The 25,486-nt window shown below is 58.8% G+C and carries 24 protein-coding genes; 8 read left to right on the top strand and 16 right to left on the bottom strand.

Features of this window, described 5'->3' with window-relative positions; translation table 11 throughout:
• Positions 1–16 precede the first annotated feature (16 nt).
• The gene (gene can, locus R1T46_RS11245; protein WP_292047636.1) at positions 17–694 is read right to left on the bottom strand and encodes a carbonate dehydratase; all 678 of its coding nucleotides are present in this window, start codon (positions 692–694) and stop codon (positions 17–19) included.
• Between the two features lie 65 nt (positions 695–759).
• Positions 760–5,646, bottom strand: coding sequence for an NAD-glutamate dehydrogenase (locus R1T46_RS11240; protein ID WP_317305388.1), 4,887 nt, complete (start codon positions 5,644–5,646; stop codon positions 760–762).
• Positions 5,647–5,790: 144 nt separating this feature from the next.
• Between R1T46_RS11240 and R1T46_RS11235 the strand changes: the two genes are divergently transcribed.
• Genes R1T46_RS11235 through R1T46_RS11210 form a run of 6 tightly spaced genes read left to right on the top strand, consistent with a single transcriptional unit; the run spans position 5,791 to position 12,763 of the window.
• A complete protein-coding gene (locus R1T46_RS11235) occupies positions 5,791–6,753 on the top strand; it encodes a MoxR family ATPase (RefSeq protein WP_317305387.1) in 963 nt (320 codons plus the stop codon).
• A 10-nt stretch (positions 6,754–6,763) separates the two neighbouring features.
• A complete protein-coding gene (locus R1T46_RS11230) occupies positions 6,764–7,708 on the top strand; it encodes a DUF58 domain-containing protein (protein WP_317308302.1) in 945 nt (314 codons plus the stop codon).
• Between the two features lie 19 nt (positions 7,709–7,727).
• A complete protein-coding gene (locus R1T46_RS11225; protein WP_317305386.1) occupies positions 7,728–8,198 on the top strand; it encodes a DUF4381 domain-containing protein in 471 nt (156 codons plus the stop codon).
• Positions 8,192–9,214, top strand: a complete 1,023-nt coding sequence (locus tag R1T46_RS11220) for a VWA domain-containing protein (protein ID WP_317305385.1) — start codon at positions 8,192–8,194, stop codon at positions 9,212–9,214. The genes R1T46_RS11225 and R1T46_RS11220 overlap by 7 nt, the downstream gene beginning before the upstream one ends.
• Positions 9,207–11,018 (top strand): VWA domain-containing protein, encoded by a 1,812-nt coding sequence (locus tag R1T46_RS11215; protein ID WP_317305383.1) that lies wholly within the window; start codon positions 9,207–9,209, stop codon positions 11,016–11,018. Before R1T46_RS11220 ends, R1T46_RS11215 begins: the two co-directional genes overlap by 8 nt.
• Positions 11,012–12,763, top strand: coding sequence for a BatD family protein (locus tag R1T46_RS11210; protein WP_317305382.1), 1,752 nt, complete (start codon positions 11,012–11,014; stop codon positions 12,761–12,763). The genes R1T46_RS11215 and R1T46_RS11210 overlap by 7 nt, the downstream gene beginning before the upstream one ends.
• Positions 12,764–12,767: 4 nt before the next feature.
• Here R1T46_RS11210 and ccmI read toward each other — a convergent pair whose 3' ends face one another.
• From ccmI to ccmA, 9 genes are read right to left on the bottom strand one after another with little or no spacing between them, the layout of a single operon-like run.
• Complete coding sequence (ccmI, locus tag R1T46_RS11205) at positions 12,768–14,045, bottom strand: c-type cytochrome biogenesis protein CcmI (RefSeq protein WP_317305381.1); 1,278 nt, start codon at positions 14,043–14,045, stop codon at positions 12,768–12,770.
• A gap of 42 nt (positions 14,046–14,087) precedes the next feature.
• The gene (locus tag R1T46_RS11200) at positions 14,088–14,567 is read right to left on the bottom strand and encodes a cytochrome c-type biogenesis protein (RefSeq protein ID WP_317305380.1); all 480 of its coding nucleotides are present in this window, start codon (positions 14,565–14,567) and stop codon (positions 14,088–14,090) included.
• Entirely contained in the window at positions 14,567–15,103 is a 537-nt protein-coding gene (locus R1T46_RS11195; RefSeq protein ID WP_317305379.1) for a DsbE family thiol:disulfide interchange protein, read from the bottom strand. The genes R1T46_RS11200 and R1T46_RS11195 overlap by 1 nt, the downstream gene beginning before the upstream one ends.
• A complete protein-coding gene (locus tag R1T46_RS11190) occupies positions 15,100–17,112 on the bottom strand; it encodes a heme lyase CcmF/NrfE family subunit (RefSeq protein ID WP_317305377.1) in 2,013 nt (670 codons plus the stop codon). Before R1T46_RS11190 ends, R1T46_RS11195 begins: the two co-directional genes overlap by 4 nt.
• A 38-nt stretch (positions 17,113–17,150) precedes the next feature.
• A complete protein-coding gene (gene ccmE / locus R1T46_RS11185; protein WP_317305376.1) occupies positions 17,151–17,627 on the bottom strand; it encodes a cytochrome c maturation protein CcmE in 477 nt (158 codons plus the stop codon).
• 14 nt (positions 17,628–17,641) lie between these two features.
• A complete protein-coding gene (ccmD, locus tag R1T46_RS11180) occupies positions 17,642–17,869 on the bottom strand; it encodes a heme exporter protein CcmD (protein WP_317305375.1) in 228 nt (75 codons plus the stop codon).
• A gap of 4 nt (positions 17,870–17,873) precedes the next feature.
• The gene (locus R1T46_RS11175) at positions 17,874–18,617 is read right to left on the bottom strand and encodes a heme ABC transporter permease (RefSeq protein ID WP_317305374.1); all 744 of its coding nucleotides are present in this window, start codon (positions 18,615–18,617) and stop codon (positions 17,874–17,876) included.
• A 21-nt stretch (positions 18,618–18,638) separates the two neighbouring features.
• Entirely contained in the window at positions 18,639–19,370 is a 732-nt protein-coding gene (gene ccmB / locus R1T46_RS11170; RefSeq protein ID WP_407070129.1) for a heme exporter protein CcmB, read from the bottom strand.
• Positions 19,367–19,993: a cytochrome c biogenesis heme-transporting ATPase CcmA gene (gene ccmA, locus R1T46_RS11165; protein WP_317305373.1), complete on the bottom strand. Its 627-nt coding sequence runs from the start codon at positions 19,991–19,993 to the stop codon at positions 19,367–19,369. The genes ccmB and ccmA overlap by 4 nt, the downstream gene beginning before the upstream one ends.
• A 109-nt stretch (positions 19,994–20,102) precedes the next feature.
• Here ccmA and R1T46_RS11160 point away from each other — a divergent pair, with 109 nt between their 5' ends.
• Together R1T46_RS11160 and R1T46_RS11155 are read left to right on the top strand one after the other, a co-directional pair.
• Positions 20,103–21,476 carry a flagellar hook-length control protein FliK gene (locus tag R1T46_RS11160; RefSeq protein ID WP_317305372.1) on the top strand — a complete coding sequence of 458 codons (1,374 nt, stop codon included), beginning with the start codon at positions 20,103–20,105 and terminating at the stop codon, positions 21,474–21,476.
• Entirely contained in the window at positions 21,473–21,775 is a 303-nt protein-coding gene (locus R1T46_RS11155) for an EscU/YscU/HrcU family type III secretion system export apparatus switch protein (RefSeq protein ID WP_317305371.1), read from the top strand. The genes R1T46_RS11160 and R1T46_RS11155 overlap by 4 nt, the downstream gene beginning before the upstream one ends.
• A 17-nt stretch (positions 21,776–21,792) precedes the next feature.
• Here the strand turns inward: R1T46_RS11155 and R1T46_RS11150 are convergent, their stop codons facing one another.
• The 5 genes from R1T46_RS11150 to motD all read right to left on the bottom strand — a co-directional run bounded on the left by R1T46_RS11150 (position 21,793) and on the right by motD (position 25,481).
• Entirely contained in the window at positions 21,793–22,185 is a 393-nt protein-coding gene (locus R1T46_RS11150) for a DUF2802 domain-containing protein (RefSeq protein ID WP_317305370.1), read from the bottom strand.
• A 68-nt stretch (positions 22,186–22,253) separates the two neighbouring features.
• Entirely contained in the window at positions 22,254–22,742 is a 489-nt protein-coding gene (locus tag R1T46_RS11145; protein ID WP_007153948.1) for a chemotaxis protein CheW, read from the bottom strand.
• Positions 22,743–22,874: 132 nt separating this feature from the next.
• On the bottom strand, positions 22,875–23,663 hold the full coding sequence (locus tag R1T46_RS11140; protein ID WP_317305369.1) for a chemotaxis protein CheW: 789 nt from the start codon (positions 23,661–23,663) through the stop codon (positions 22,875–22,877).
• Positions 23,656–24,453 carry a ParA family protein gene (locus R1T46_RS11135; RefSeq protein WP_317305368.1) on the bottom strand — a complete coding sequence of 266 codons (798 nt, stop codon included), beginning with the start codon at positions 24,451–24,453 and terminating at the stop codon, positions 23,656–23,658. Before R1T46_RS11135 ends, R1T46_RS11140 begins: the two co-directional genes overlap by 8 nt.
• A 245-nt stretch (positions 24,454–24,698) precedes the next feature.
• Positions 24,699–25,481, bottom strand: a complete 783-nt coding sequence (gene motD / locus R1T46_RS11130; protein ID WP_317305367.1) for a flagellar motor protein MotD — start codon at positions 25,479–25,481, stop codon at positions 24,699–24,701.
• Between the last annotated feature and the right edge of the window lie 5 nt (positions 25,482–25,486).

The raw sequence follows: 25,486 nt of genomic DNA, 5'->3' as shown, positions 1-25,486 counted from the left end.
TTTGACATTTTTTGCGTCAATTTTTATGGCGACCCGCACGGACCGGCCTCAACACCAGTTCATCAATACTGTTTTGTTTGACTGCCTCGTGATCGGCCTCGGAGCTGATGGACAGCCCCATATCCCGAAGGATGCCGTCGGCCACGTCGTAAACGAATCCGTGCACGGTCAACGCCTGCCCGCGACGCCAGGCCTCCTGCACAATGTTGTTTTGACAGACATGGCCAACCTGCTCCACCACGTTCAATTCGCACAGGCGGTCCACACGGTCCTGATCGGTCGCCAGGCCATCGAGGATGCCCTGGTGTTTGTCGCGAACGTCCTGGACGTGCCGAAGCCAGTTCGAAATCACGCCAAAGCCCTCGTTGTTCAGGGCCGCCTTAACCCCCCCGCAGCCATAATGACCGACGACGAGAATGTGCTTGACCTTGAGCACGTCAATGGCGAACTGAAGTACAGACAGGCAGTTGAAGTCTGTATGCACCACCACATTGGCCACGTTTCGGTGCACAAACAGCTCACCGGGCATCAGGTCAACGATCTGGTTGGCCGGAACCCGACTGTCCGCGCAGCCAATCCAGAGGTACTCCGGCGCCTGCTGGTTGGACAGGCGGTTAAAAAACTGAGGGTCCTGGCTCTTGATGCCATCAGCCCAAGCCTTGTTTTTGTCCAGCAAATGATCAAGCTGCCCCATCAAACCTCCTCCTAATGATCAACATTGCCCGGAATTGAACGGCAATCCGCAACATAAATCAATCATCAACTGGTCTGAGTCAGGTGGCTATCGTGATGTTCGTGCATGGTGGTCTGAGCCAGGTCCAGTAGCTCCCGCAACGCCACAGAAAACATCGCATACTCCGGTTCACGTACCCCTTTGAGTTCCGTCAGCATGGATTTCCAACGGCTGATCATGGTGCTGTGCCGCGCCATCCAGTTGTCTACAGCGCTGCTGACATCTCCAGGCTTCGTAGCCAGCTTGAGCACACCGGTGGTCAGAGCCCTCTGTTGCCAATCCAGGTCCTCGCGGAAACTCTCCCTCGCCAGGGCCTGCCAGTGAGATGCAGGCACCAGAGCTGCAATGGCTTTGGCAAACCAGTTCAGATCCAGTTTGTCGCCGAGATCATAGTAGAGGTTGGCAACGGTTTTCAAAGGCATTCCTGTTGCCTCGCGGGCCTCAATGATACCGAGTGAGGAATAAAGATAGCTGGTCCCAGACGCTACAGAGGCCAGATCTGCAGGCAAGCCAGACTCGACCAGTTCGTCATGGCGTTTTTTCCAATCAGCACAGGCTTGTTCACCGAGGTAATCCGGCAGGTCGGCCGTGATCTTCCAGACGCTGTCGGCGAAACGCTCCATGTGGCTCTGAATATCCAGGTCTGCCCGGCGGTTGCGCAGCAGCCAGCGAACAGCGCGGCGAATCAATCGCATCAGGTCGCCCATCAGATCCATCTGAATCTTGGCCGGGATAAAGAAATCCAGGTACTCCACTTTGTCCCACCAGGTGTCCAGCCGGAAGACATCACGAGCGATGATCCAGGCCAGCGCAATCGACGCCGCATCGGCGCCGGTTGACTGCTTCAACCGTTCCACAAAGGTGATCCCCATGTGGTTGACCATGTCGTTGGCAATCTGCGTCGCAATGATCTCACGGCGCAATTGGTGCTCACCCAACTCTTTGGAGAACTTGCGGGTCAGGTCCTGAGGAAACACCTTGTACATCTCCCCTGCCAACAAGGGCTCATCCGGCAGGCTGCTGTCGATCAGGGTTTGCTTCAGGTCACCCTTGACGTAGGAAATCAGCACGGACAGTTCGGGACGGGTTAACCCTTTCTTGTCCAGCTTGCGCTCGGACAGGGTTTCGTCGTCGGGCAGGAACTCCAGGCTGCGATTCAGCTTACCCTCGCTCTCCATGGTGTTCATCAGCCGGCGGTATTCTTCGAGCCGGGTAATGGCCCCCACACTGGCAATACTGATGGCCTGGGTCTGCCGATAATTGTTCTTGAGCACCAGGGCGGCCACATCATCCGTCATTTCCTCCAGCATGATGTTGCGCTGCTTATCAGTCAGATCCCCCATCGCAACCGCCTGGTTCAGGAGGATTTTCATGTTCACTTCGTGGTCGGAGCAATCCACACCACCGGAGTTGTCGATGAAGTCTGTATTGAGCCGGCCGCCGCGTAACGCAAACTCGATACGCCCGAACTGCGTCAGGCCCAGGTTCCCACCCTCGCCCACAATCTTGCAGCGAAGCTCTGAACCGTTAATACGAACCGCATCGTTGGCCTTGTCCCCAACATCCCCGTGGGACTCGCCGTGACCCTTGACGTAGGTCCCAATGCCACCCACCCAAAGCAGGTCGGCCTGGGCCTTCAGGATGTGGGTAATCAACATGTTGGGCGGCACCCGGTCGGATTTGATACCCAGCAATTTTTTCATTTCCGGGCTGACGGGAATGGACTTGGCGCTGCGATTGAAGATGCCACCGCCTTTGGAAATCAGGCTGGTGTCGTAATCAGTCCAGGATGAGCGTGGTAACTCAAACAAACGCTTACGCTCTTTGTAGCTTTTGGCCGCGTCCGGCGCCGGGTCGATAAAAATGTGCACATGGTTGAAGGCGGCGACCAACTTTGTCTTTTCCGAGGAAAGCAGGCCGTTACCGAATACGTCTCCCGCCATATCACCGATACCGATGGCGGTGAACTCATCCAGCGCCGGGTTGATGCCCAGCTCGCGGAAATGGCGCTCCACGGACACCCAGGCACCACGAGCGGTTATGCCCATTTTCTTGTGGTCATAGCCGTTGCTGCCACCGGAGGCAAAGGCATCCCCCATCCAGAAGCCGTACTCCGCCGCCAGACCATTGGCGATGTCCGAGAAGGTTGCAGTCCCCTTGTCCGCAGCCACGACCAGGTAATGGTCATCCTCATCGTGACGGATCACTGAGGCTGGAGGCTGAATACCTGCGTCCACCAGGTTGTCGGTAATGTCCAGCAGGCCACGGATGAAGGTCTTATAGGCTTCGATGCCCTCCGCCTGGAAGGCCTCGCGATCCGACATGTCCGGAAGGCGCTTGGCCACGAAACCACCCTTGGCACCGACTGGTACGATTACCGCGTTCTTGACCTGCTGGGCTTTGACCAGCCCGAGAATCTCGGTGCGGTAGTCCTCGAAACGATCGGACCAGCGCAAACCACCTCGAGCCACCTTGCCACCACGCAGATGCACACCCTCAACCCGCGGTGAGTAGACGAAAATCTCGAACATGGGCATGGGCAGCGGCATATCCGGAATGCAGGAGGGGTCGAATTTCACACTGATATACGGCTTTGTATGACCTTCACCGTCAGGCTGGTAATAATTCGTACGCAGGGTAGCCTGCATCAGCTCCAGGAACAGACGTAGGACCCGATCTTCACTCAGGTTCTCTACCTCATCAAGCCCGGCGTTGAACTCGATCTCAAGCTTCTGTTGCGCGGCCGCACTTTTGCCCTCGCTCTGATAACGCTCCGGATTGAAGCGCACCTCAAAGAATTCCAGCAACAACCGCGTCAGGTCCACATGGTTAACCAGAGTGTTGGAGATAAAGGTCTGGCTGTTGGAAAAACGGATCTGACGCATGTAGCGGGCGTAGGTCCGCAGCAGGGCAATCTCCCGCCAGCTCATGTAGGAGGACAGCAGCAGCCGGTTGAAAGCGTCATTCTCGGCATCGCCGTACCACACGCGACGGAACAGATCCTCGAAAATGGGACGGATTCGGTGAATATCCACCACTTTCCCACTGTGGGCCTGCAGCGTGAAGTCATGTATCCATACCGTCTGCCCTTTCCGGTCACTGACTTCAAAGGGATGCTCGCCGATCACCCGGAACCCGAGATTGTCGAAAATCGGCATGACATCGGACAGTGGCAACGGCTCATCCGGATAGAAAAGTTTGAAGTGGAGTGTGCTTTCATCCTCTTCCAGAGCCCGATAGAAGCTCATGGTGAGATGCTTTTCCCCCGCCGCGCCGGATATATGCTCGAGATCAATGGCAGCACGCCGGGGCGAGAACATGTCTTTGTAACTGGCAGGGAAACCGCCGGAGTACACGCGGAACATCTCGTTACCCTGCTCTTCGCCATAGGCCTCGGTCAGCGCTTCCAGAAGGCCATCACGCCAGGACTGGGCCAACCCGATCACCTTGTCGCGAATCTCGGAAATCGGAAGCTGCCGGTTTTCCACCTGGGGCACCCGTATCGTGAACTGCACCCGCGCCAGAACCGACTCGGAAAAATGCGTCACGAATTCGATGTCTTCGGCGCCCAAGGTCTCCAGCAACTCCTGCTCGACTTTAAGGCGCAACTCCGTGTTGTAAATATCCCTGGGGAAGAACGCCAGGCAGGTCACGAACTGGCCATACACGTCTTCCCGCATGAACAGTTCGATACGACGACGTTCCTGGATGTAGAGAATGCTCTTGGCGATGGACAGCAGTTCTCCCGGCTCTATCTGGAACAGTTCGTCCCGGGGGTACACCGTGAGGATCTGATCCAGCTCCTTACCCGCATAGTCATCGCGCAGGAACCCCGAACGCCGCATGACCGTCTGGAACTTGCGGCGCAGCAGGGGAATCTCATCCGGGCGTTCGTTGTAGACCCGTGAGGTATACAAACCCAGAAAACGGCGCTCGCCGACCACTTCGCCCTTACTGTTGAACTTCTTGACGGCGATGTAGTCCGGATAGGCCGGACGGTGAACCCGCGAACGCTGGGCCGACTTCGCGAAAATGAAGATATCATCGGTGCGGGTCATTTCGTGCCGGGTTCGCTGTGGCAGTTCATTGAGCCGAACGCGATCCGGGCGCTCGTTATTCACCCGCAGGATACCCAGTTCGGAATTCTCCACACGGCGGACCACCAACCCGTTCTTGTCCTTGGCGAAATCGTATTCGTCGTAGCCGAGGAAGGTGAAGTGGTCCTTGACCAGCCACGCCAGGAACGCCTTCGCCTCTTCCTTTTCCTCCTCGTCAATACCGGCCGTGGTATTATCCAGCTCCCGACTGATTTCATTGACTTTTTCAGTCACAATCGGAAAGTCACTGACCGCTATGCGGACTTCATGAAGAATGGTTTGCAGAACCTCTTCAAGCGATCTCAGGTCTTCCGGGCTGCTATGCCGGTCAATCTCCAGCACAATGAACGCCTCGTAGCTGGCATTGGCGGACTTCTTTTTCGGAGGATGCAGTTTTTTCAGTTTGCCCTGAGTGTCCCGCTCCACCTGAAGTATGGAGTGCTGAATCGAGTGGGTACCGATTTCCCGCTGGTTAATGGCAATTCGCAGGGAATCGATTAGAAACGGCATGTTCGGATGAAGAATAAAAATGACAGTATGAGTTGACTGCCAGCCATCACTTTCGAGGTCCGGATTGAACACGGACACAGGGGTTTCCTCGGCGGACCGTTTCTGAAGAAACTGCCAGGCCGCGAGGATAGCCCCATAGGTATCGGAAAATCGTCGACTTATAAGTTCTTCAAGAGGAATGTGAGCATAATGCTGCTTCGCGAATTCACTGATCTTTTTCGCTTCGGTTTTCGCTATTTTTTCAGCGAAAGCTTCGTCCAGCTGTTGGAAAAACTGTTCCTTGCTGGCGATCGTCAGCGCATTCATAGTCGACCTCTGTGAGTGTGAAATAAACGTAATCGGTGTACCGTCACATAAGCATAGTCAAAGCCTTGATTTTTGCCCCACAGATGCGAAAACTGCGGCATCTACTTACGCGAACCGTCTCTGCAGTAGGAGTGGACACCCCCCATGGCATTACAGCATACGTTTGGAGAGCTCAGGTCTCAGTTAGCAAAAAGGATTATTGGCCAGGAAAAACTGGTGGACCGTTTGCTGATTGCCCTGTTGGCCGATGGCCACCTGCTGGTAGAGGGCGCTCCCGGCCTGGCCAAAACCACCGCCATCAAGGCCCTCGCCGATCACCTCGAAGGCGACTTTCACCGTATCCAGTTCACCCCGGACCTGCTGCCATCCGACGTGACCGGCAGTGAGATCTATCGTGCCGAAACGGGACAGTTCGAGTTTCAGCATGGCCCGATCTTCCATAACCTGGTGCTGGCCGATGAAATTAACCGGGCGCCGGCCAAGGTACAGTCAGCGTTACTCGAAGCCATGGGCGAACGCCAGGTCAGTGTCGGCATGCGCACCTTCCCGCTGGATCGCCTGTTCATGGTAATGGCCACCCAGAACCCTATCGAACAGGAAGGCACCTACCCCCTGCCTGAAGCCCAGCTCGACCGATTCCTGATGCATGTAGTGATTGATTATCCATCCGCCGTGGCCGAAAGAGAGATTCTTCACCTTGCGCGCAACGATTACCGCCGTGGACAGGTGGCCGCTGAAGTCCGCCTGACGGCCGACCAGGTTTTCGAGGCCCGGCATGCGGTTTCCGACATCTATATGTCAGAGCCCGTCGAGCAATACCTGCTGGCTCTGGTGCTGGCCACCCGTGACCCGGCGTCACTCGACCCTGAACTGGCCCGCTGGACTGCCTTCGGAGCCAGCCCACGAGGCACCATCGCGCTGGATCGCTGCGCCAGGGCCATGGCCTGGCTGGAAGGACGGGACTACGTCAGCCCGGACGATGTCCGTAACATTGCCTTCAACGTCCTTCGCCATCGTATATTGCTGACGTTCGAAGCCGAAGCCGAAGGCCTGACTGCAGATGCCATTATCCAGCGCCTGATAGACCGCGTTCCGGTAACAGCCTGACACCGTGACCATGACGCCCGAAGAGCCAGCGACCCATATTCCCCTTTCCGGTCTCATTCGCCTGCAGGCAGATGCCCGCGCATTGAAGTTGCCTGCTGCGCGCCCGGTAAGATCCCGGCAGGCCGGCTTGCAACGCTCTCCCCGGCGCGGACGGGGCATGGCCTTTGCTGAGGTGCGCCAGTATCAACCCGGGGACGATATCCGCAGCATCGACTGGCGGGTGACCGCCCGACGGCAGTCGCCGCACACGAAGCTCTACGAGGAAGAGCGCGAGCGCCCCGTGCTCCTGCTTTGCGACCTCGGGCCTTCACTGTTTTTCGCCAGCACCGGTGCTTACAAACAGGTCCGCGGTGCTCAAATTGCCGGCATCCTGGCTTGGCTTGCCCTCTGGTCTGGCGACCAGGTGGGAGGAATCGTTTTCAACGGCAACGAACTTACCGTACAACGCCCGGCGCGGCGCAAGAAATCGGTACTGCAGTTCCTCGACACCGTGGCAAGACAGCAAAGAAGCACGCGCGACGCGAATGTTACTGCAGCCGACGGCGTGGAAAACGCCACCCTGGATACCGCCCTAGGGGAAGCGCGCCGTGTGGCCCATACCGGTAGCCGCATTTTCGTCATCAGTGACTTCCTGACCATTACCGCTGAAACGTCGCGGCTACTCGGTTCACTGGCACGTCACAACACTGTCAGCGCACTGAGAGTTGTAGACCCGCTGGAACTGAAGCTGCCTGAAAGCGGTCGTTTCGCCATTGCTGGCGAAGACGGACCGGTGTGGTTCGATAGCAGCAACCCCCGCTTCCAGAGGGCCTATGCGGACAAGGTTCGCCAGCATACAGAGGCCCTTGAGGAGTGCTTTCGAACGGCAGGTGTCCAGCCCGCCAGCGTCATGACCGGCGATCAGCCAGCGTTGGCGTTGCAGGCACTGCTTGGCCCCCGAGGGCACATCGGATGACAGGAACCACAAAGACCCCATGATGGAACAGGACCCACTGAGCCAGCTCAGAGACATTCACCTGCCACAATCCGGAGGCTTCTGGCCACCGGCGCCAGGCTGGTGGTTGCTAATGGCTATTGCTATTGCCCTGGCCACTCTGGCGTTCTTGCTGATCCGACGGAAACGGCGCAGAAACCGCTGGCTGAAAACCGCCAACACAGAATTGAACAGACTGGAGCAGGCCGCAACACCCAACAGCCAATGGTTCGGTGCGCTGAACGCTTTACTGAAACAAGCCGCGCGCATCCGCTACCCAGAACGCCTCCCGGAATCCCTGTCCGGCGAACCCTGGGTTCGCTTTCTTCTGGAAACCAGCCCGAAGGATCGCATAGCCTCACGCCCGGTGGTAGAAGCCATGGTGAACAGCAGCTGGCAACCGACACCCGAGTGCCATACCAGTGATGCTGTCGCGTTCGCCCGCGTTTGGCTGGGAGGCCAGAAATGCTGAGCCTTGCATTTCCATGGGCCCTGTTACTGGCTCTAGTGCCCCTGATTATCCGGCTACGCAAGCGCAGTGCTCAGGCTGTGGAGGCACCTGTTTTCCCTGTCGGGCATTGGTTGTCGGACCTGCCGGGCGTCAGCCGTAGCGGCAGCCACACTCCCCTTTGGCAGCAACTGGCACTATTGCTGATCTGGCTGCTGCTGGTCGTGGCCCTGGCACGCCCCCAACACGTCGGCGAACAGGTACAGTTGCCAGTCAGCGGCCGTGACCTGCTTCTGGCAGTGGATATCTCCCCGTCAATGGACGAACAAGACATGGTTATCCAGGGCCGCAGCATAAATCGACTACAGGCGGTGAAGCGCGTGCTGGATGACTTTGTCCAGCGCCGTAAAGGTGACCGCCTGGGACTGCTGTTGTTCGGTACGGAACCCTATATCCAGGCGCCGCTGACCTTTGACCTCGCCACCGTTCGCACGCTGCTGCATGAGGCAGGTATCGGCATGGCCGGTCGGGCCACAGCCATCGGCGACGCCCTTGGTCTGGCGGTCAAGCGCCTTCGTGATCGCCCCCAGGAGCAACGCGTGGTGATCCTGCTGACCGATGGCGCCAACACCGCTGGTGAGATAGCGCCGGACAAGGCGGCGGAGATTGCAAAAGCCGCCGGCGTACGCATCTACACGATCGGGATTGGTGCCGAAACCATGGTTCAGCGTGGGTTGCTCGGCTCCCGCCGGGTCAACCCATCCCGCGACCTTGATGAAGGTTTGCTGACGCGAATCGCCCAGCAGACCGGCGGTGAGTACTTCCGGGCCCGCAGCCTGCCTGAACTGGAACTGATCTATGAAAGTATCAACCAGCTTGAACCCATCGAACTGGAAGGCAAGCACTATCGACCGGTGACTGAACTGTACGTCTGGCCCGCCGGGATTGCAGTCCTGATCTGGCTGCTACTCCAGAGCGCCAGAGTAGCCAGCAACCGGCTTGAGACCAGAAACAACGCACGGGGAGGGAACCATGGCTGATTTTCACTTCCTGCGCCCACTGTGGCTACTTTTACTTCTTGTGGCCCTTGTCCTGCCGCTGGTGTTTAAACGGGTCCGCCAGAGCGACAGTGGCTGGAGCCGCGTGATACCGCCGCAACTGCTGCGCCCATTGATCAGTCAGTCTGGTACTGCTGGCGGTCAAAAACGCTCGCCCGTGTTGCCGGTCGTTGCCGCCATCATGGTGCTTGCCGTTGCCCTTGCCGGCCCGTCGTGGCGCAAAGCGCCCACGCCACTGCAACAGCAGAATGATAGTCTCGTCATCGTACTGGATTTATCGCTATCGATGCTTGCCACTGATGTAGAACCCGACCGTCTGACCATGGCCAAGCGCAAGATTCGCGATATCCTGAAGGCGCGGGAGGGCAGCCTGACGGCCCTGGTGGTCTATGCCGCGGACGCTCATGCGGTCACACCGTTGACGGATGACAGCAATACCATCGAGGGCATGTTGGAGGTACTCGAACCGGTGATCATGCCCGCTGCGGGAAACCGAACCGACCTCGGCGTACAACGTGGCCTTGACCTGCTGGAACAGGGCGCCCCCGGAACCGGACGACTGTTACTGATTGCAGACAATGTGGACGAGCGCTACCTTACCCGCATCAACGACGCCATGACGGATAGCCGGTTCATACTCAGCACTCTGACCGTTGGCACCTCAGAGGGCGGCCCAATACCACTGGCGCGCCAAGGGTTCATTCGTGACGGCGGCGACATCGTGATTACCCATGCGGACCCCTCAGCCATGGCGGAACTGGCGGAGAGCAATGGTGGAGACAGTCATAGCCTGACCATTACGGACGAGGACATCCGCGCCCTGGAACTGCGCCCCATCGACTCGGACAACTGGGAAGACAGCGAGCGCGACCTGATGGTCAACCGCTGGCAGGATGATGGCTACTGGCTATTGTGGCTGGCCGCACCACTGGCATTGCTCGGCTGGCGTCGCGGTGCCATGGTGGCGGTACTGCTAACACTTCTGCCCCTCACCCCTCGTCCCGCAATGGCCGTGGACTGGGACGCCCTTTGGTCCCGGGAGGATCAGCGTGCGCCCGCGCTGATCGAAGAAGACCCGGAACGGGCAGCCAAGGTTCTCGACAATCCCCAGTGGCGTGGTAGCGCACTCTATCGCTCAGGTGACTATGAGTCCGCAGCGGGCACGTTCGCCAGCGAAGACACACCCAGGGCAAGCTACAACCGCGGCAACGCCCTGGCCCGTGCCGGCAAGCTGGAAGAAGCCCTCAAGGCCTACGAGAATGTGCTGGCGAAGCAACCTGGACATGAAGACGCCTTGTTCAACCGGGACCTGGTGAAACAGCTGCTGGAGCAGCAACAGAGCCAATCAAGCGGGGACGGCAGTGAATCGTCAGACCAGGAGGGCGATCAACAGCAGCAGGGTAACCAGCAGAACTCACAGAATGGGTCAGATACCCAGAACCAGGACGGCGACCCGTCAGATCAGGCGGGGCAGAACCAGCCGGATAATCAACAGAATGGACAGCAGAACAACGAGCCACAGGATAGCCAGCAGAACGGCCAAAGCGACGAACAGGAAAACCAGGCGGAGGGCGATCAACACCGCCAGCGTGATGCCGACTCTTCGGAAGCCGACGGACAGGTATCCAGGGCACCGGCGGAACTGGACACCTCTCCACTGACCCAGGGGCAGGAACAATGGCTCCGGCGCGTGCCCGATAATCCGGGCGGCCTGTTGAGGCGCAAATTCCTGCAACAATACCAGGAACGGGAAACACCATCTGACGAGGGCGATACACCATGGTAAGCCGGCTGACCGGTCCGTTTATTCTGATACTGCTGCTTGTCACCATGGCAGGGCCGGCCATGGCAGCCAATGATCTGATCGCTGAACCCGACAGAACCCGCCTTTACGAAGGAGAAGTGCTTACCCTGAGCGTCAAGGGCAGCACCAAAATCGATATCAATCTGGGAAACCTGTTCGATTTTGACTTGTCGAACCTGCCAAAACCGGACATCGAAAAGGTGGAAGGCGACTTCGAGATTCTCGCCCGCAATCAGCAATACTCTATCCGCACCGTCAACAATGAGATGATGGGCGAGATCACATGGACTTACCAGCTCGCGCCCAAAAAGACAGGCAAGCTGACCATTCCATCCCTGAGCTTCCGCGACGCCCGCTCAGCCCCGGTCGCCATCAAGGTGATCAGCGGCACCCCACCCGATCAGGAGCCCGACGCCGAGAGGGACAGCTTTATCGAGCTGGCCGCGGACAAGGAGGAGGTGTATGTCCAGGAACAACTGGTGTTCACCATCAAACTGTTTTTCACCGGTAACCTCATTCGCGGCGAGCTCTCCGAGCCGGAGCACCCGAATGCCATTGTCGAATCGCTGGGCAAGCAGAACGAGTACACCCGCTACCGGGACGGTGTTCGCTATCGTGTGGTTGAGCGCCGTTACGCACTGTTTCCCCAGAGGGAGGGACAACTCAGCCTGCAACCCATCCGTTTTGAGGGCCAGGCCCGGAATGAGCAGGGCCAACTGAAGTTTCTGCGCGACAGCGCCAACCTGTTTGATATCACCGTCAAGGGTGTGCCAGCGGGATTCAGCGGAGACACCTGGTTGCCCGCCCGCACGCTGGAGCTGGATCAGTCCGGACTGCCACGAAACCAGAACCTGACAGCGGGCCAGAATCTCACCAGAAGCCTCACCATGAGGGCGGAGGGCCTGCCTGCCGAATCCTTACCTCCGTTCCCGGAACAGACACCCGATAGCATACGGGCCTACCCGGAGAAGCCCGAGCGCACGACCACGCCTGGCCCCGACGGGCTGGCCTCGACACTGACCCAGACCACGGCACTGGTACCGGTGCAGCCAGGAAAGTTAACATTGCCCGAAATCCGGATCCCCTGGTGGGATACTGAAAGCGACAGCGAAAAAGTAGCGGTTATTCCTGCACACACGCTGGTTGTTGAGGGGATTCCCGGCCAGATCGACTCGGTGCCCGATAAACTGGAAGACGCCTCGGAAGCGGGTACCAAGCCCAACAATGACCCGATATCAAATGAGCCTGACGGGGAATCCGGTGTCGGATTCTGGCCGTTAGCCACCCTGACCGTCCTGGCGGGCTGGCTGATTACACTGGCGGCCTGGTGGTACAGCAGGCGCCGCACCAGTGCTGGCAAGGTCGTGGCGAGTCAGGGGGACAACCGGGAAAAGGGGCTATTCCGGGATCTGTGCGAGGCAGCGCAGGCGGGATCGCCCAAAACCACCGACCGGCTTGTGCGCTGGATGTCTCAAAGGCATCCGGAACGCACCTTCCAAAGCGTAACGGATGTGAACCGTTTTCTGGACGACACGGAACTGGCCGCCGAGATCGAACAGCTTCAACAGCGATTATTCGGGACACCCGGTGAATCGGCCACGTCAGAGCCGTGGCAGGGAGAACGGCTTGTGGCAGCGCTGATCCGCGTGCGTGGAACCGCCAGTGAATCGGCTCCCGGGGATCAGCTGCCGCCGCTCTACCCGCAGGGCCTGAGCACCAGCCGGTGACAGATCATTGCACCAGCTGGGTGTCGATCACCAGGGTAACAGGCTCGTTTTCGCCTTCACCCACCGGCACCGGCTGATCCACCTCGCCTTGCCAGTCACCCGCCTGGGGCCTGGCGTTGCCAGAGCGCGACAGCCGCGCTTGCAGGCGCACTTCACCCGCCTCCGACAGCTTTGCATTCGCGGACATATTGAAGCGGTCGTCCAATCGTATCTCCATCGGTAACTGTCCCGCACTCAGCCGTGCCACAGCCAGCGGTGGCCCGCTCTGGACATTCGCCCGACGCGCCAGAACAAATAGGGTGGTGTCGTCAGGAATCTCGCCCTGGAATGCTTCGTCTATTTCCACCCGGACGGTCACGCCGGCCCCGGATACCTCTGGCGGCTGCTCCTGTGGCATCTCCCGACCCAGGCGCTGATAGGCCTGCTCAATGCCCTGGCGGATGGAGGCAATCTGGGGATGATTGGGCGCCACCGACACGATGCGCTCCCAATACCGGATCGCCTCCTCAAAGTTCTGCTGGCTAAATGCATGGATACCGAGTAGGCCAAGGGAATTGACCTCGTCCGGATTCAGCGACCTGGCTTTTTCAATGGCGTTCGACACCGCTGGGTTGAGGTCACCCTCGCTCAGGAAAAATGCAGCCTGGGCTGACAATCCCCAGGCGACAGCTTTGCCGCTCTCATCATCCTCAATACTCTTTGCCAGCCGTTCGAAGGCCCACGCTGCGTCCTCATACTGCTCAATGCGCATATAGCTACGCCCCAGCATGGCCCAGCCATCGGTGTTCTCCGGATTGTCCTCCAACCGCTCGCGAAGCTGAGCCGTCAGTTCCTGCATCTGGCCCACGCGATCGCTGTCAGCTGCCATCATTTCCTGCATGGCGCGGAACTGCTCGACGTCGTCCATAGCGCCCCACTGTCCGTACAGGAATACCGCAGCGGCAGGAATCACCGCGAGGCTGGCAATCGCAATGACGATGGCGCTTTTCCCGCCCCTGGCCCGGTCCGGTGAGTCAATAACGCCACGTTCAGCATCCGGGACATCATCGAGCATGCTGCCGGCCAGCTCTTCCCGGAGTTGTTGATAGCTTTCCTCGTCCAGCGCGCCGGCGTCAAACTCGCGATCAAGTTCCGCCATTCGGCTGCGATATGCCAGCAGGTTCTGGTTGCGCAGATCCATTTCCGCGCGCCGGCCGGAACGGTGCAGGAACAACGGCGCCACTACAAACGCCAGGGCAAGTACGATTAATACAGCGGCCGTCAGCCAGAAGGTCTGTGTCATAGAACGGTCATTAATCCGGTTGAGAAAGAGTGTTGTTTGAAATCAGGTGCGGCTCGAATCATCGCCATCGAGCATTCTGGATGCCCGTGCACGCTCTTCGTCGGTCAGGGCCGGCTCGTCCTGGCCTGCCCTGCGGGAGCGGATGACAATCCCGGCCACCACCATCAGGCCACCCAGGACGACAATGGCTGGCGTTGCCCACAGCAGGATGGTGCGGCTATCCACCTCCGGCTTGTATCGCACGAATTCACCAAAGCGGTCGACCAGTGCTCCGACAATTTCCTCGTTGCTGGCGCCGTCAGACATCATCCGGTAAACCTCCTCGCGCATATCCTTGGAAATCGGCGCATTGGAATCGGCGATGTTCTGGTTCTGGCACTTCGGGCAACGCAACTCCGAAATCAGGGTCTGGAACCTCTGCTCCTGCGCCTGCGTATCGAACCCGTATACGTCGCGGGCATCCGCCACCGACATCGGAGCAATTGTCATCAGCAACAGCCATGCAAACACCGGACGCCACATCAGATCTTCTCCCTGAACCGGTCGACGATGGGCTTGATGTCCCGCTCCCATACTTTTTCATTGACCACGCCAACGTGGCGGTAACGCACAATACCTTCGACATCAATGACATAGGTTTCCGGCGCGCCATAAACTCCCAAGTCAAACCCGAGGCTGCCACGGGGATCGTAGATCGACACCTGATACGGGTCGCCCAACCGATCAAGCCAGACCAGGGCATCATCCCGGTTGTCCTTATAGTTAAGGCCAACGATACGCACGCCTTTCTCTTCCGCCAGCCAGACCAGATCACCATGCTCATCTCGGCAGGCCGGGCACCAGGTACCCCAGACATTCAGCAGGGACACATGCCCTTCAAAAACCTCACGAGTCAGCTCGCGACTTTCGTTGTGGAGATCCGTCAACAAAAACTCGGGCACCGGTTTGCCGATCAGCGCCGACTCCAGCTTGTTGGGGTCCTTACCAATACCGGCGAACAGGACCACTCCGAGCACCACGGCGAGGATCAACGGCGTGAACAGCAGCAGCCGCTTCATGACACCGCTCCTGCCGGGTCTGCGCCGCGCTCACCGCCTGTATTCGGTGCCTTGGCCTTACGGTTTTCCGCAACCTTGTCGCGAATGCGATAGCGGCGATCCGAAATGGCCAGGAAGCCGCCAGCGGCCATAAACAGCGCCCCCAGCCACAACCAGCGGACCAGCGGTTTGTATTGAAGCCGGATCGCCCAGGCATCATCAGACACCCGCTCACCAATGGCGACAAAAATATCCCGGAACAGACCGCCGTCAATACCGGCCTCGGTCATCGTGTTGCGTTGAACCATGTATCGGCGTTTCTCCGGGTAAAGCGTGGATATCAGACCGCCATCCGAATCGTAAACCTCAAAACGACCGTATTCCGCGGTGAAATTCTGCCCTCTTCGGTTACCTATCTCGGCAAACGCAATCCGATAATCCCCCACCATCGCGGTGTCGCCGGGTGACATGCGTACATCCCGCTCGATGCCGTAATTGGAGGCGACCGTCGCACCCGCCATGGTGATGGCTAGCCCCAGATGCCCGAACACCATGCCGTAGTAACTGCGGCTTTGGCGCCTGAGGCCATGGAGACGGCCCTTACGTGACCCCGACTTTTCCCAGAGATCCCAAAGGGTGGCCACCGTAATCCACATCGCTGAGAACAGGCCCCCAAACGCCCAAGGCTCGAACGTGCCGTACCCGACCAGCACAGCGCTGGTCCCGATCATACTGACAGCCAACGGCCACAGCAGCTTGCGGCCCAGCCAGCCGCCGTCGGTTTTCTTCCAGCGGGAGAATATGCCTGCCCCCAATAGCAAGCCGGCAGCAATCCCCAGGGGGCTGAAGGTCAGGTTGAAGAAGGGTTCACCGATGGACAGCCGCCCCATGTCCAGGTAGTCCAGGACCAATGGATAAAGGGTCCCCACCAACACCAACAGGGTTGCTGCAACCAGCAACACATTATTCATCAACAGGAAGATTTCACGGGACAGGCTGCCGTAACGGGAGCGCACATGCACCACCGGCGCCCTGAACGCATACAGGGTCAGGCTCGAAACAATAGTAATCGCCAGTAGCGCCAGCAGGAATGTCCCCCGATCGGGGTCAGAGGCGAAGGCGTGGACAGAGGTCAGCACCCCGGAACGCACCAGGAAGGTTCCCAGCAAGCTCAGGGCGAAGGTTACGATGGCCAGCAGCACAGTCCAACTCTTGAATACGCCGCGCTTCTCGGTGACAGCCAGACTGTGCATCAGCGCCGTTCCCGACAACCAGGGCAGCAGCGAGGCGTTCTCGACCGGGTCCCAGAACCACCAGCCGCCCCAACCCAGCTCGTAATAGGCCCACCAGCTACCCAGCGCAATGCCCAGGGAAAGGAAAGCCCAGGCCACTGTGGTCCAGGGACGGGACCAACGAGCCCAGGCCGCATCCAGTTTGCCATTGATCAGCGCGGCAATGGCAAAGGCAAAAGCTACCGAGAAGCCCACATACCCCATGTACAACATGGGTGGATGCACGATCAGCCCAAAATCCTGCAGCAGCGGATTCAGGTCGGCGCCATCGGCTGGGATGTTGGGGAGCGTACGATCGAAGGGGTTGGAGGTCATGATGGTAAACAGTAGAAAGCCCACCGCAACCATTCCGAGCACCGACAACACCTGGGACACCATCACCGACGGCAGGCGTCGACTGAACACGGCGACCGCCAGCGTCCAGCCAACGAGCATCAGCACCCAAAGCAACAGTGAGCCTTCATGGCCGCCCCACACCGCACTGAATTTGTAGTACCAGGGCAGCATGCTATTGCTGTTGTTGGCGACATAGGCCACGGAAAAGTCATCGGTCACAAACGCGTGGGTCAGGAGACCAAAGGCCAGGGCAACGAAGACGAACAGGCCCGCTGACAGCGGCCGGGCGAAGGCCAGCAACTGGTCACGACCCGTCACCGAGCCTACCAGGGGGACCACGGAAAGGAGCACTGCCAGCAACAGCGCGAGTATCAGGGCGATCTGTCCGAGTTCCGGATACATTAGGATTCTCCAACTCTCTTAAACGTGGGCCAGCAACGCTAGTAACCGGCGCTGGATTCACCGATTCCCCCAGGCATGGCAGCCCGCTTGCCGGCGGCCTTTTCCAGGGCGTCGTTCACTTCCGGTGGCATATAATTCTCGTCGTGCTTTGCCAGCACCTGGTCCGCGACAAAACGGCCATTGCCGTCCATCCGTCCCATCGCGACAACGCCCTGCCCTTCAGCAAACAGGTCCGGCAGGATGCCGGTGTATTCAACCAATACCGACGACGTAAAGTCCGTCACCTTGAATTCCACTTTCAGGCTCTCTGGATCACGCTCGACCGATCCTTCTTCCACCATGCCGCCAGCACGGATACGAACGTCCACCGGCGCTTCGCCGGCGGCAATCTGGCTCGGGTCGTAAAACAGGTTGATATTCTGCCGCAACGCGTAGGTGGTCAGGGCCACGGCCACCGACACCCCGACAAGGAGAAAAAGGACAATGATAAGCCGTTTTTTTCGGATCGGGTGCATGTTTGATCTACCAGTCAGTCTTGTGAAGATTCAATTCGGGTAAAGCTGGCCGCCGCTGGGCGCTCGTCGGCCGACGGAATGGGGGCCATGCGGCGTCGCTGTTGCGCGATCACGACCCGCCGCTGACGCAGCGACCACCACGTCATGACTCCCATCAGCAGGAAAAACACCGCATAACAGGACCAGACATATGGGCCGTGGCCGCCCATCGCCAGAAAAGCGCCAAATGAGTCGAATGCCATTGCGTCAATTCTCCCGTACCTGAATCAGTTCTTTTACCCAGCGTGTGCGGCCTTCACGCGCCAGTATGTCGGTCTGCATGCGCAGACAGGCGAGCCAGCCAAATATCAGATAAAGACCCAATATCGAGAGCAACAGGGGCACCCACATTTCCGCAGGCATACTCGGTTTTTCCGTGAGCTTGAACGTCGCTGGCTGGTGCAGGGTATTCCACCACTCCACGGAATACTTGATGATCGGTATATTGACCACCCCCACCAGTACCAGCACGGCCACGGCACGTGCCGAGGATTTCTCATCGGAGATGGCCGCTCCCAGCGCCATCACCCCAAAATAAAGAAACAGCAGAATCAGCATCGAGGTAAGCCGGGCATCCCAGATCCACCAGGTTCCCCAGGTGGGTTTCCCCCACACCGCGCCGGTAAACAGGGCCAGAAAGGTCAGCACCGCACCAACCGGTGCCACGGCCTTGACGAAAACATCGGCCAGTTTCATACGCCAAACCAGGGTAACCAGCGCCGCAACGGCCATCATGATGTACACCGACTGGGCCAGAAACGCAGACGGTACGTGAATGAAGATGATGCGGTAACTGTTACCCTGCAGGTAATCCTGTGGCGCAAACACCACCCCCCAGACAATACCGGTCAACAACAGGGCTGCCCCCACCACGAGCAGCCAGGGCATCAGTGCTGAGGCAATGCCGAAGAACCATTTTGGCGACCCCAGCTTGTGAAAAATTTGCCACATCAGGTTGTTACCTTTTTACCTTTAACTGTTGGACAGACTGATCCTCAGGGCCGCCGCCGATGCGAACGGCGCCAGTGTCAGCGCCAACACCAGAAACGCCCCCATCAACGCGAGCTGTCCACCCACCGGCGCGCTCTCAGACGCAGCCATCACCGTGCCTGTGCCGAATATCAGCACCGGAATGTACAGCGGAATGATCAGCAGGGACAAGAGCACGCCTGCCGATCTCAGTCCGAGGGTCAATGCCGCACCAATGGAACCGATCAAGCTGAGGACCGGTGTTCCGATCAGCAGCGTTAGACACAGAATGGCAACAGAGTTCCCCTCAAGATGCACCATCACCCCCAGAACAGGCGCCAGCATCACCAGTGGCAGGCCAGTGAGCACCCAATGGGCCAGTGACTTCGCCAGTACCAGTAAAAACAGCGGCTGGGGCTGCAGTACCAGTTGCTCAAGCGTGCCGTCGTCGAAATCATGACGGAAAAGATGATCCAGCGACAATAACACGGACAGCAAGGCCGCAACCCACAGGATACCGCTACCCGCCTCCCGCAGGAATGATACTTCGGGGCTAACCCCGAGGGGGAAAAGCGTTACGACCATGACGAAAAACAGTAGCGGATTAAGCAGATCCTGGGGCTGGCGAAAGGCGGTTTTCAGATCCCGCGAGAATACCGCTTTCATGGCCGACAATACGCTTACCGACTCCTTCGGTGTACGAACAGGAAGCCCGGCTTCAGAGGCCATGGTCATGACTTCCCCCCCAGGGTAATTCGGTGCATCGACGGTAGATTAAGGTCGTGGTGTGTGGTCACCACGATCGCGCCGCCACTGGCTACCCGCTCCACCAGCAATCGCTCGAGGGCAGCCACACCGTGGACATCAATGGCGGTGAATATCTCATCCAGAATCCACAGGGGTTCATCCGCAACCAGTAACCTGGCAAGCGCCACCCGACGTTGCTGTCCGGCGGACAGATTACGACTGGGTACGTTCTGGAAACCACCCAGGCCAGTGCCTTCCAATGCCTGCCAGAGCATCTTATCGGCCACATATCGACGCCCGGCCATCAGGGCGCGGAGATTTTCCATGGGGGTAAGCAACGGCTTGATACCCGGGCGATGGCCAAGGTAGAGCATATTGCGGAGGAATTCTTCCCGGTAGGTATGACGAGGCCTTCCCCGCCAGAGCAGGTCACCACTGTAACTGTCGTTCAGTCCGGCAAGAATTCTAAGCAACGTGGTCTTGCCAGAGCCGTTAGGCCCCTCGACACGGGTCAGAGTACCGGGCAGTATGGAGACAGAAAGATCCCGGAACAGTATCCGGTCATCACGCTCACACTGCAGATTAACAGCCTGTAGTAACGGCTCAGACATCGGGGCCCCAGAGCTGGTGTACACATTACTGACCCGGCGGGTTCAGACGTTCGGAAAGGCAATACTTACCGGCGGGGCGTATTATAGCGAAAGCGCCTCAGGAATACTCTTGTCTGACATCAAATCAGTGGCAATGAAATTACCAAACGGTAACCCCACACCACCACCCAAAACCGAGTCGCCGGCGCCGATCGTTCAGCGGCCAGCCGGCGGACAACCTTCGGCGGCGCTGGACGCGGCTTCCGCCCGCGTGCAGCTTGACCAGCTCAAGCTTGCCAATCGCGAGGCAACACTCGCTCGGGTGGCAGACGTGATCAACCGACAATCCTCCGCCGGCGCGCAATTGTTGTTGGAGATTCGTGGCCAGTCGCTGACCGTTCAGGCGGCCATCGGAGACACATCCCTGGAAACCGGTGACTGGGTCAAGGTCATGCGTGCTGGCAATGAACTGCAACTGATGGGCAAGCTGGCCCAGACGCCGGAAACCACTATCTCCCGGGCGCTGGCGCAGCGCCTGCCCTGGCAGCAGTCCATCGATGCTGGCCTTGCCAGAATTCTGACAACGCTCACCGGCGGTGCGAGACCCGACAGCGTTGTGCCCACTGGAACACCCATCAACAATCCGTCACAGCCACTGCCCCAACCGGTGAGGCAGGCTATTGAACAACTGGTATCACGGCTGCCCTCCAGCCAGTCACTGACGCCAGGCGCCGGAACTCAACCCGGTGCGGCCAACCAGTTACGGCAGTGGGTTGAGGAAAGCGGGCTGTTCGCCGAATCGCGGCTGGCGAGAGCACCCCAGGCTGCCCTACCCGATCTCAAGCTGGCTATCGGCCGGGTGATTACCACCCTGCTCGCACAACAGGGGAGCGGCCCCGACGCCTTCAACCGCTTTACACCGCTGGCAAGTCCGGAACTGGTGCAGGCACCGCTTCAGTTTCCCAATACGTTTCCACCTCCGCCACCACAGGGATCTACAGAACCAACGGTTGGGCAAATGCTGAGGCTGCTGGCTGGCATGCTCAATCGTATTACCGTAAATCAGTTACACAGCCAGATACTCTCCACACGGACCACGGCAGAGGCGCCAACGCCGGTATCAACCATGCTGCTGGAGCTCCCCTGGCTCAACCCCAACAACGAACCACGGATCGCCCAGTTGCGAATCGAACAGGACCCGGCAGACAGCGGCCAGAAAACCTCTGGCACCCCCCGGGCAACGGAGTGGCGTCTTTCACTGGCCATGGACCTGGACGAAGCCGGTCCTCTGCATTTTGATGTATCACTGCGGCAGGATCAGGTGTCTGCGCAGGTGTGGGCGGAGAACCAGTCCACGCTGCGTCAGGTGCGGGAAGATCTGCCACAATTACGAAAGGGCCTTTCGGATATCGGCCTGGATGTGGTGGACCTGGAGTGCCGGCGAGGGACACCAAGGGGTGCAAACACCCGTCTTGAGCACCGGCTGGTGGACACGCGGGTATGAGCAAAGATCATCAGAAAACAGATTCGCCGGCGGCGGTGGCACTGAAATACGATGGCGAACGGGCTCCAGTCATTGCGGCGAGCGGTACCCACGAACTGGCGGAGGAAATCATCCGCATTGCCCGTGAGCATAATGTGCCGCTGTACGAAAATCCGGAGCTGGCCAGCATACTGGCTCGACTGGAATTGAACGACGAAATCCCGGAGACACTCTACCGGGTGGTGGCTGAAATCCTCGCCTTTGCCTTCAATCTTCAGGGCCGTACGCCAGAGGACGTCGGACGGCCCCGTGAAGATTAGACGGATAAACCCTTAGGTCAGGCCGCCTGGCGCTTACGGAGCGCTGATACCAGTTCGGCTTCCGGCCGCGAAATACCGCAGGTATTCATCAGGTCCTCGATATCCGCCCCCAGGTCCACTAACCGTGAGGCCTCATCGTAGGAAATTCTCAACGGATCGTTCTGGCGCATTTCATCAAGCATGCCGCGCAATTCATGAAGCTGGCGCTCGCACGTGACCACTCGCTGCCCAACCCCCATACTGCCACTGGCTGTTGCGTGGAGCTCGCGGCCAAGGGTTTCGCAGCGCTCTTTCATTTGCTCCCGAAGTTTTCGGTTTTCACGGCGTAGCACCATACCCTGGGCGAACAGTAGGCACAGGGCAGCGGCTGTCAGAAGCCACGGGGCCAGGGAAGAGATTTCTGCAAACATGATGGACGTCCTCGGTTAGTTGAAACCACGGGGCGCCCATCCAGCCTGCTGTCCGGCCAAAGCCGGCATTACAGTGAGGAAATTTCAGCCCATTCGTGGTCTGACAACATCTTGTCGAACTCGACCAATATGATCAGTTCGCCGTTCTTGTTACACACACCCTGGATGAACTTGGCGCTTTCCTCGTTCCCCACGTTGGGCGCGGTCTCGATTTCACTGGCTTTCAGGTACACCACCTCGGCAACCGAATCCACCAGGATACCCATCACCTGGTTGGACGACTCCATCACCACAATGCGTGTTGCATCTGTTACTTCCGCATCCGCCAGGCCAAAGCGACGACGGGTGTCAATAACGGTGACCACATTGCCTCGCAGGTTGATGATGCCCAAAACGTAATCCGGGGCACCTGGAACCGGCGCGATCTCGGTGTATCGCAACACTTCCTGGATCTGCATGACGTCGATACCATAGGTTTCGTCATCCAGCCTGAAGGTTACATACTGCAGTACCTGATCATCCTGGGCCTGATTTTGCTGTCCGCTCGGGGATGCCATAGCCTTGTGTCTCCTGTTCGGCCGCCCGGCGGGCAACCTGATCGTCAAAAATTCATCATCAGTGCCCAATACTATAGTTAAGGGCACAAACCGTGCCAGCAGAGCACGGTTTCATTCGGTAACCGTAAATTGCTAACTCAGATCGAGGTGGTGCTCCCGCTCGGCGCGAACCAGCAAGTCCGCCATGGTTTTCACATCGATCAACGCACACATATGGTCAATGACCGTGCCCGCCAGCCACGGCCGCTTGCTGCGGGCCGTGCGCCAGCGTACTTCATCCGGTTGCAGGGTAAACGACTGCGCGACATCGTCACAGGCCAACCCCCACTCACTGCTGTCCAGGCGAATCACAAAGCGATAGTTGTCCCGTGCGTCCGCAGGTACCCGGCCCACCATGATCCATTCCGCCGTATCCACCACTCGGAGATTATGGTCCTGGTCCGGGCGCATGCCCATATACCAGCGGGGGCTGCCGGGGATCGGCTTCACCGGCTCTTCTATTCGATGAATGGCGCCGAGCAGTATCAACGGCACTGCCAGCTGCAGCCCTGCCACCGTGAAGATCAGGCATTCGAACGGTTTGTCTGACCATTCCGGCCGCCCCGGGGGCTCCACCTCAGGAGGCGACGGAATATCGGCGGCCTGTTTGTGCTCAACCGGGGGCGACTCCACCTCCGGTGCTTTTTCCGCCACCGGGGCCGGTGTTACCGGCTTTCGCAACTCAGACTTCGCCTCCGCGACCGGACGAGCCACAATGGGCGCAGGCTTCGGCGCGATGCGAGTGCGTTCACGAGCCACCGGTTTTGGCGGTTCCGGTTCCTCACGCAGAGCGCTATCTGTCGCCGTATGCAGCAGTTCGTCCAGATAGCTGGCAATGGCAGAGCCAGGGTCCGCCACCTGTGTCATTTTTTTGTCAGCCATGCCGACGCTCCGCGACCGAGCGTGTTATTTCCTGTAGATCGCTCAGCAGGCGGGCATATCCCCGGACACCATGGGTTTCAGCATCCATGGACGATGGGGTGACCCCCGCCTGGCTGGCATCGCGGAACTTGGTGTCCACTGGAATGGCAAAACGCCAGAGCGTATCGCTGTGGGTCTTTCGCAACTGGTTAAGGCTCTTCACCGAGGCTTGCGTACGCCGGTCAAACAGCGTCGGTACGATGGTGTAGGAAAGCTGATTCTTCTGGGAGCGCATGATCATGGTGAGCGTGTGCAGCATCCGTTCAAGGCCCTTGATGGCCAGGAATTCGGTTTGTACCGGAATAATCAGATGCTGGGCAGCGGCAAGCGCGTTCACCATCAGCACGCCCAGCGAGGGCGTATTGTCCAGCAGGACGTAGTCGAAATCGCCCCACAACTGGGTCAGGGCCCGGGATACAATCAGCCCCATGCCTTCAACACCGACCATTCTCCGTTCGAGAGTTGCCAGCGCTGTGCTGGCCGGCAACAGGGATAGCCCCGGACAGCTGGTTTCGGTAATTAACTGGGCCGGCAGACCATCCGGTACTTTACCCTGGTGCTGGAACAGATCGAACACACTGTGGGGAATGGTGTCCGGGTCATACCCGAACCAGCTGGTCAGTGATCCGTGAGGGTCCAGGTCGACCACCAGAACGCGCTTGCCGCTCTCGGCCAAGAGGCCACCTAGGGCGACAACCGATGTGGTTTTGCCCACACCGCCCTTTTGATTGGCTACTGCCCAGATGCGCACGCTGTGCACTCCATATCCGTCACAAAATTCATCGCCAACCTCGTCACCACACTGATTCTCCAGAAATACCCGCTCCGGAAACGTCGCACGCCTACCGTGTTATCGGCCATGATCCGTTCAACTTGAAAACAATCCGGCAAGAGCTTGCCGGGATCTAAAGATGTACAGACGCTAATACAGATATTGTGCCAACTCGCCTATAGCACCTTCCGCCATGACTCTGCAACGTGATGATCGGAAAGGTGTTATCGCATCGCGCCACGAATACTGGCGTCGCGGGAGATCAACAGGACCACGCGTCGATTGCGACGGCGGCCTTCCTCGGTATCGTTGCGGGCCACCGGTTGGTGCTCGCCGTACCCAACAGCGGCCAGCCGCTCGGCCTCAACACCCTCCATCGACAACATGCGCACAACCGCCGCTGATCGCGCAGCGGACAGCTCCCAGTTGGAGGGGAAGACACCGGTGTTTATCGGGCGATTATCTGTGAAGCCCTCAACCCGGGTAGCGTTATCCCGGTTGCGGAGTACAGCGGCAATTTTTTCCACCACGTCGAAGGCATCGTAATGGGGCTCGGCATCGCCACTGCCGAAAAGCAGGCTGTTGCGGAGGCTCAGCTCCAACCACTCGTCGCTGGTTTCCAGAGTAACCACACCCTGATTGATCAGCTCGTCGAACTCCAAAGCCAACTGGTCCGCCATGGCACGCAGCGCCTCGGTGCGCCCTTCTGCACTCATGGAGGGGTTTTGCGGAGCTTCAGTCACCGGCGGGTTAATCACATCCTCGGCGGCCTGCGGCGTCGCGCGCCGGGGCTGGTCGCCCACTTCGATAGGCTGGAAGGAGCGCTGGGGGGCATTGAAGACGCCGGTCAGGGTTTCAGACAATACCTTGTACTTGCCCTCATTCACCGACGACACGGAATACATTACGACAAAAAACGCGAACAACAAGGTGATGAAGTCGGCGTAGGAAATCAGCCAGCGTTCCTTGTTGTGAAGGTCGTCATCCTGTTGCCTGCGTCGTCTCATCAGCT

Source organism: Marinobacter salarius (genome assembly GCF_032922745.1).
Classification (GTDB): domain Bacteria; phylum Pseudomonadota; class Gammaproteobacteria; order Pseudomonadales; family Oleiphilaceae; genus Marinobacter.
This window is presented reverse-complemented; position numbering and strand designations above follow the sequence as displayed.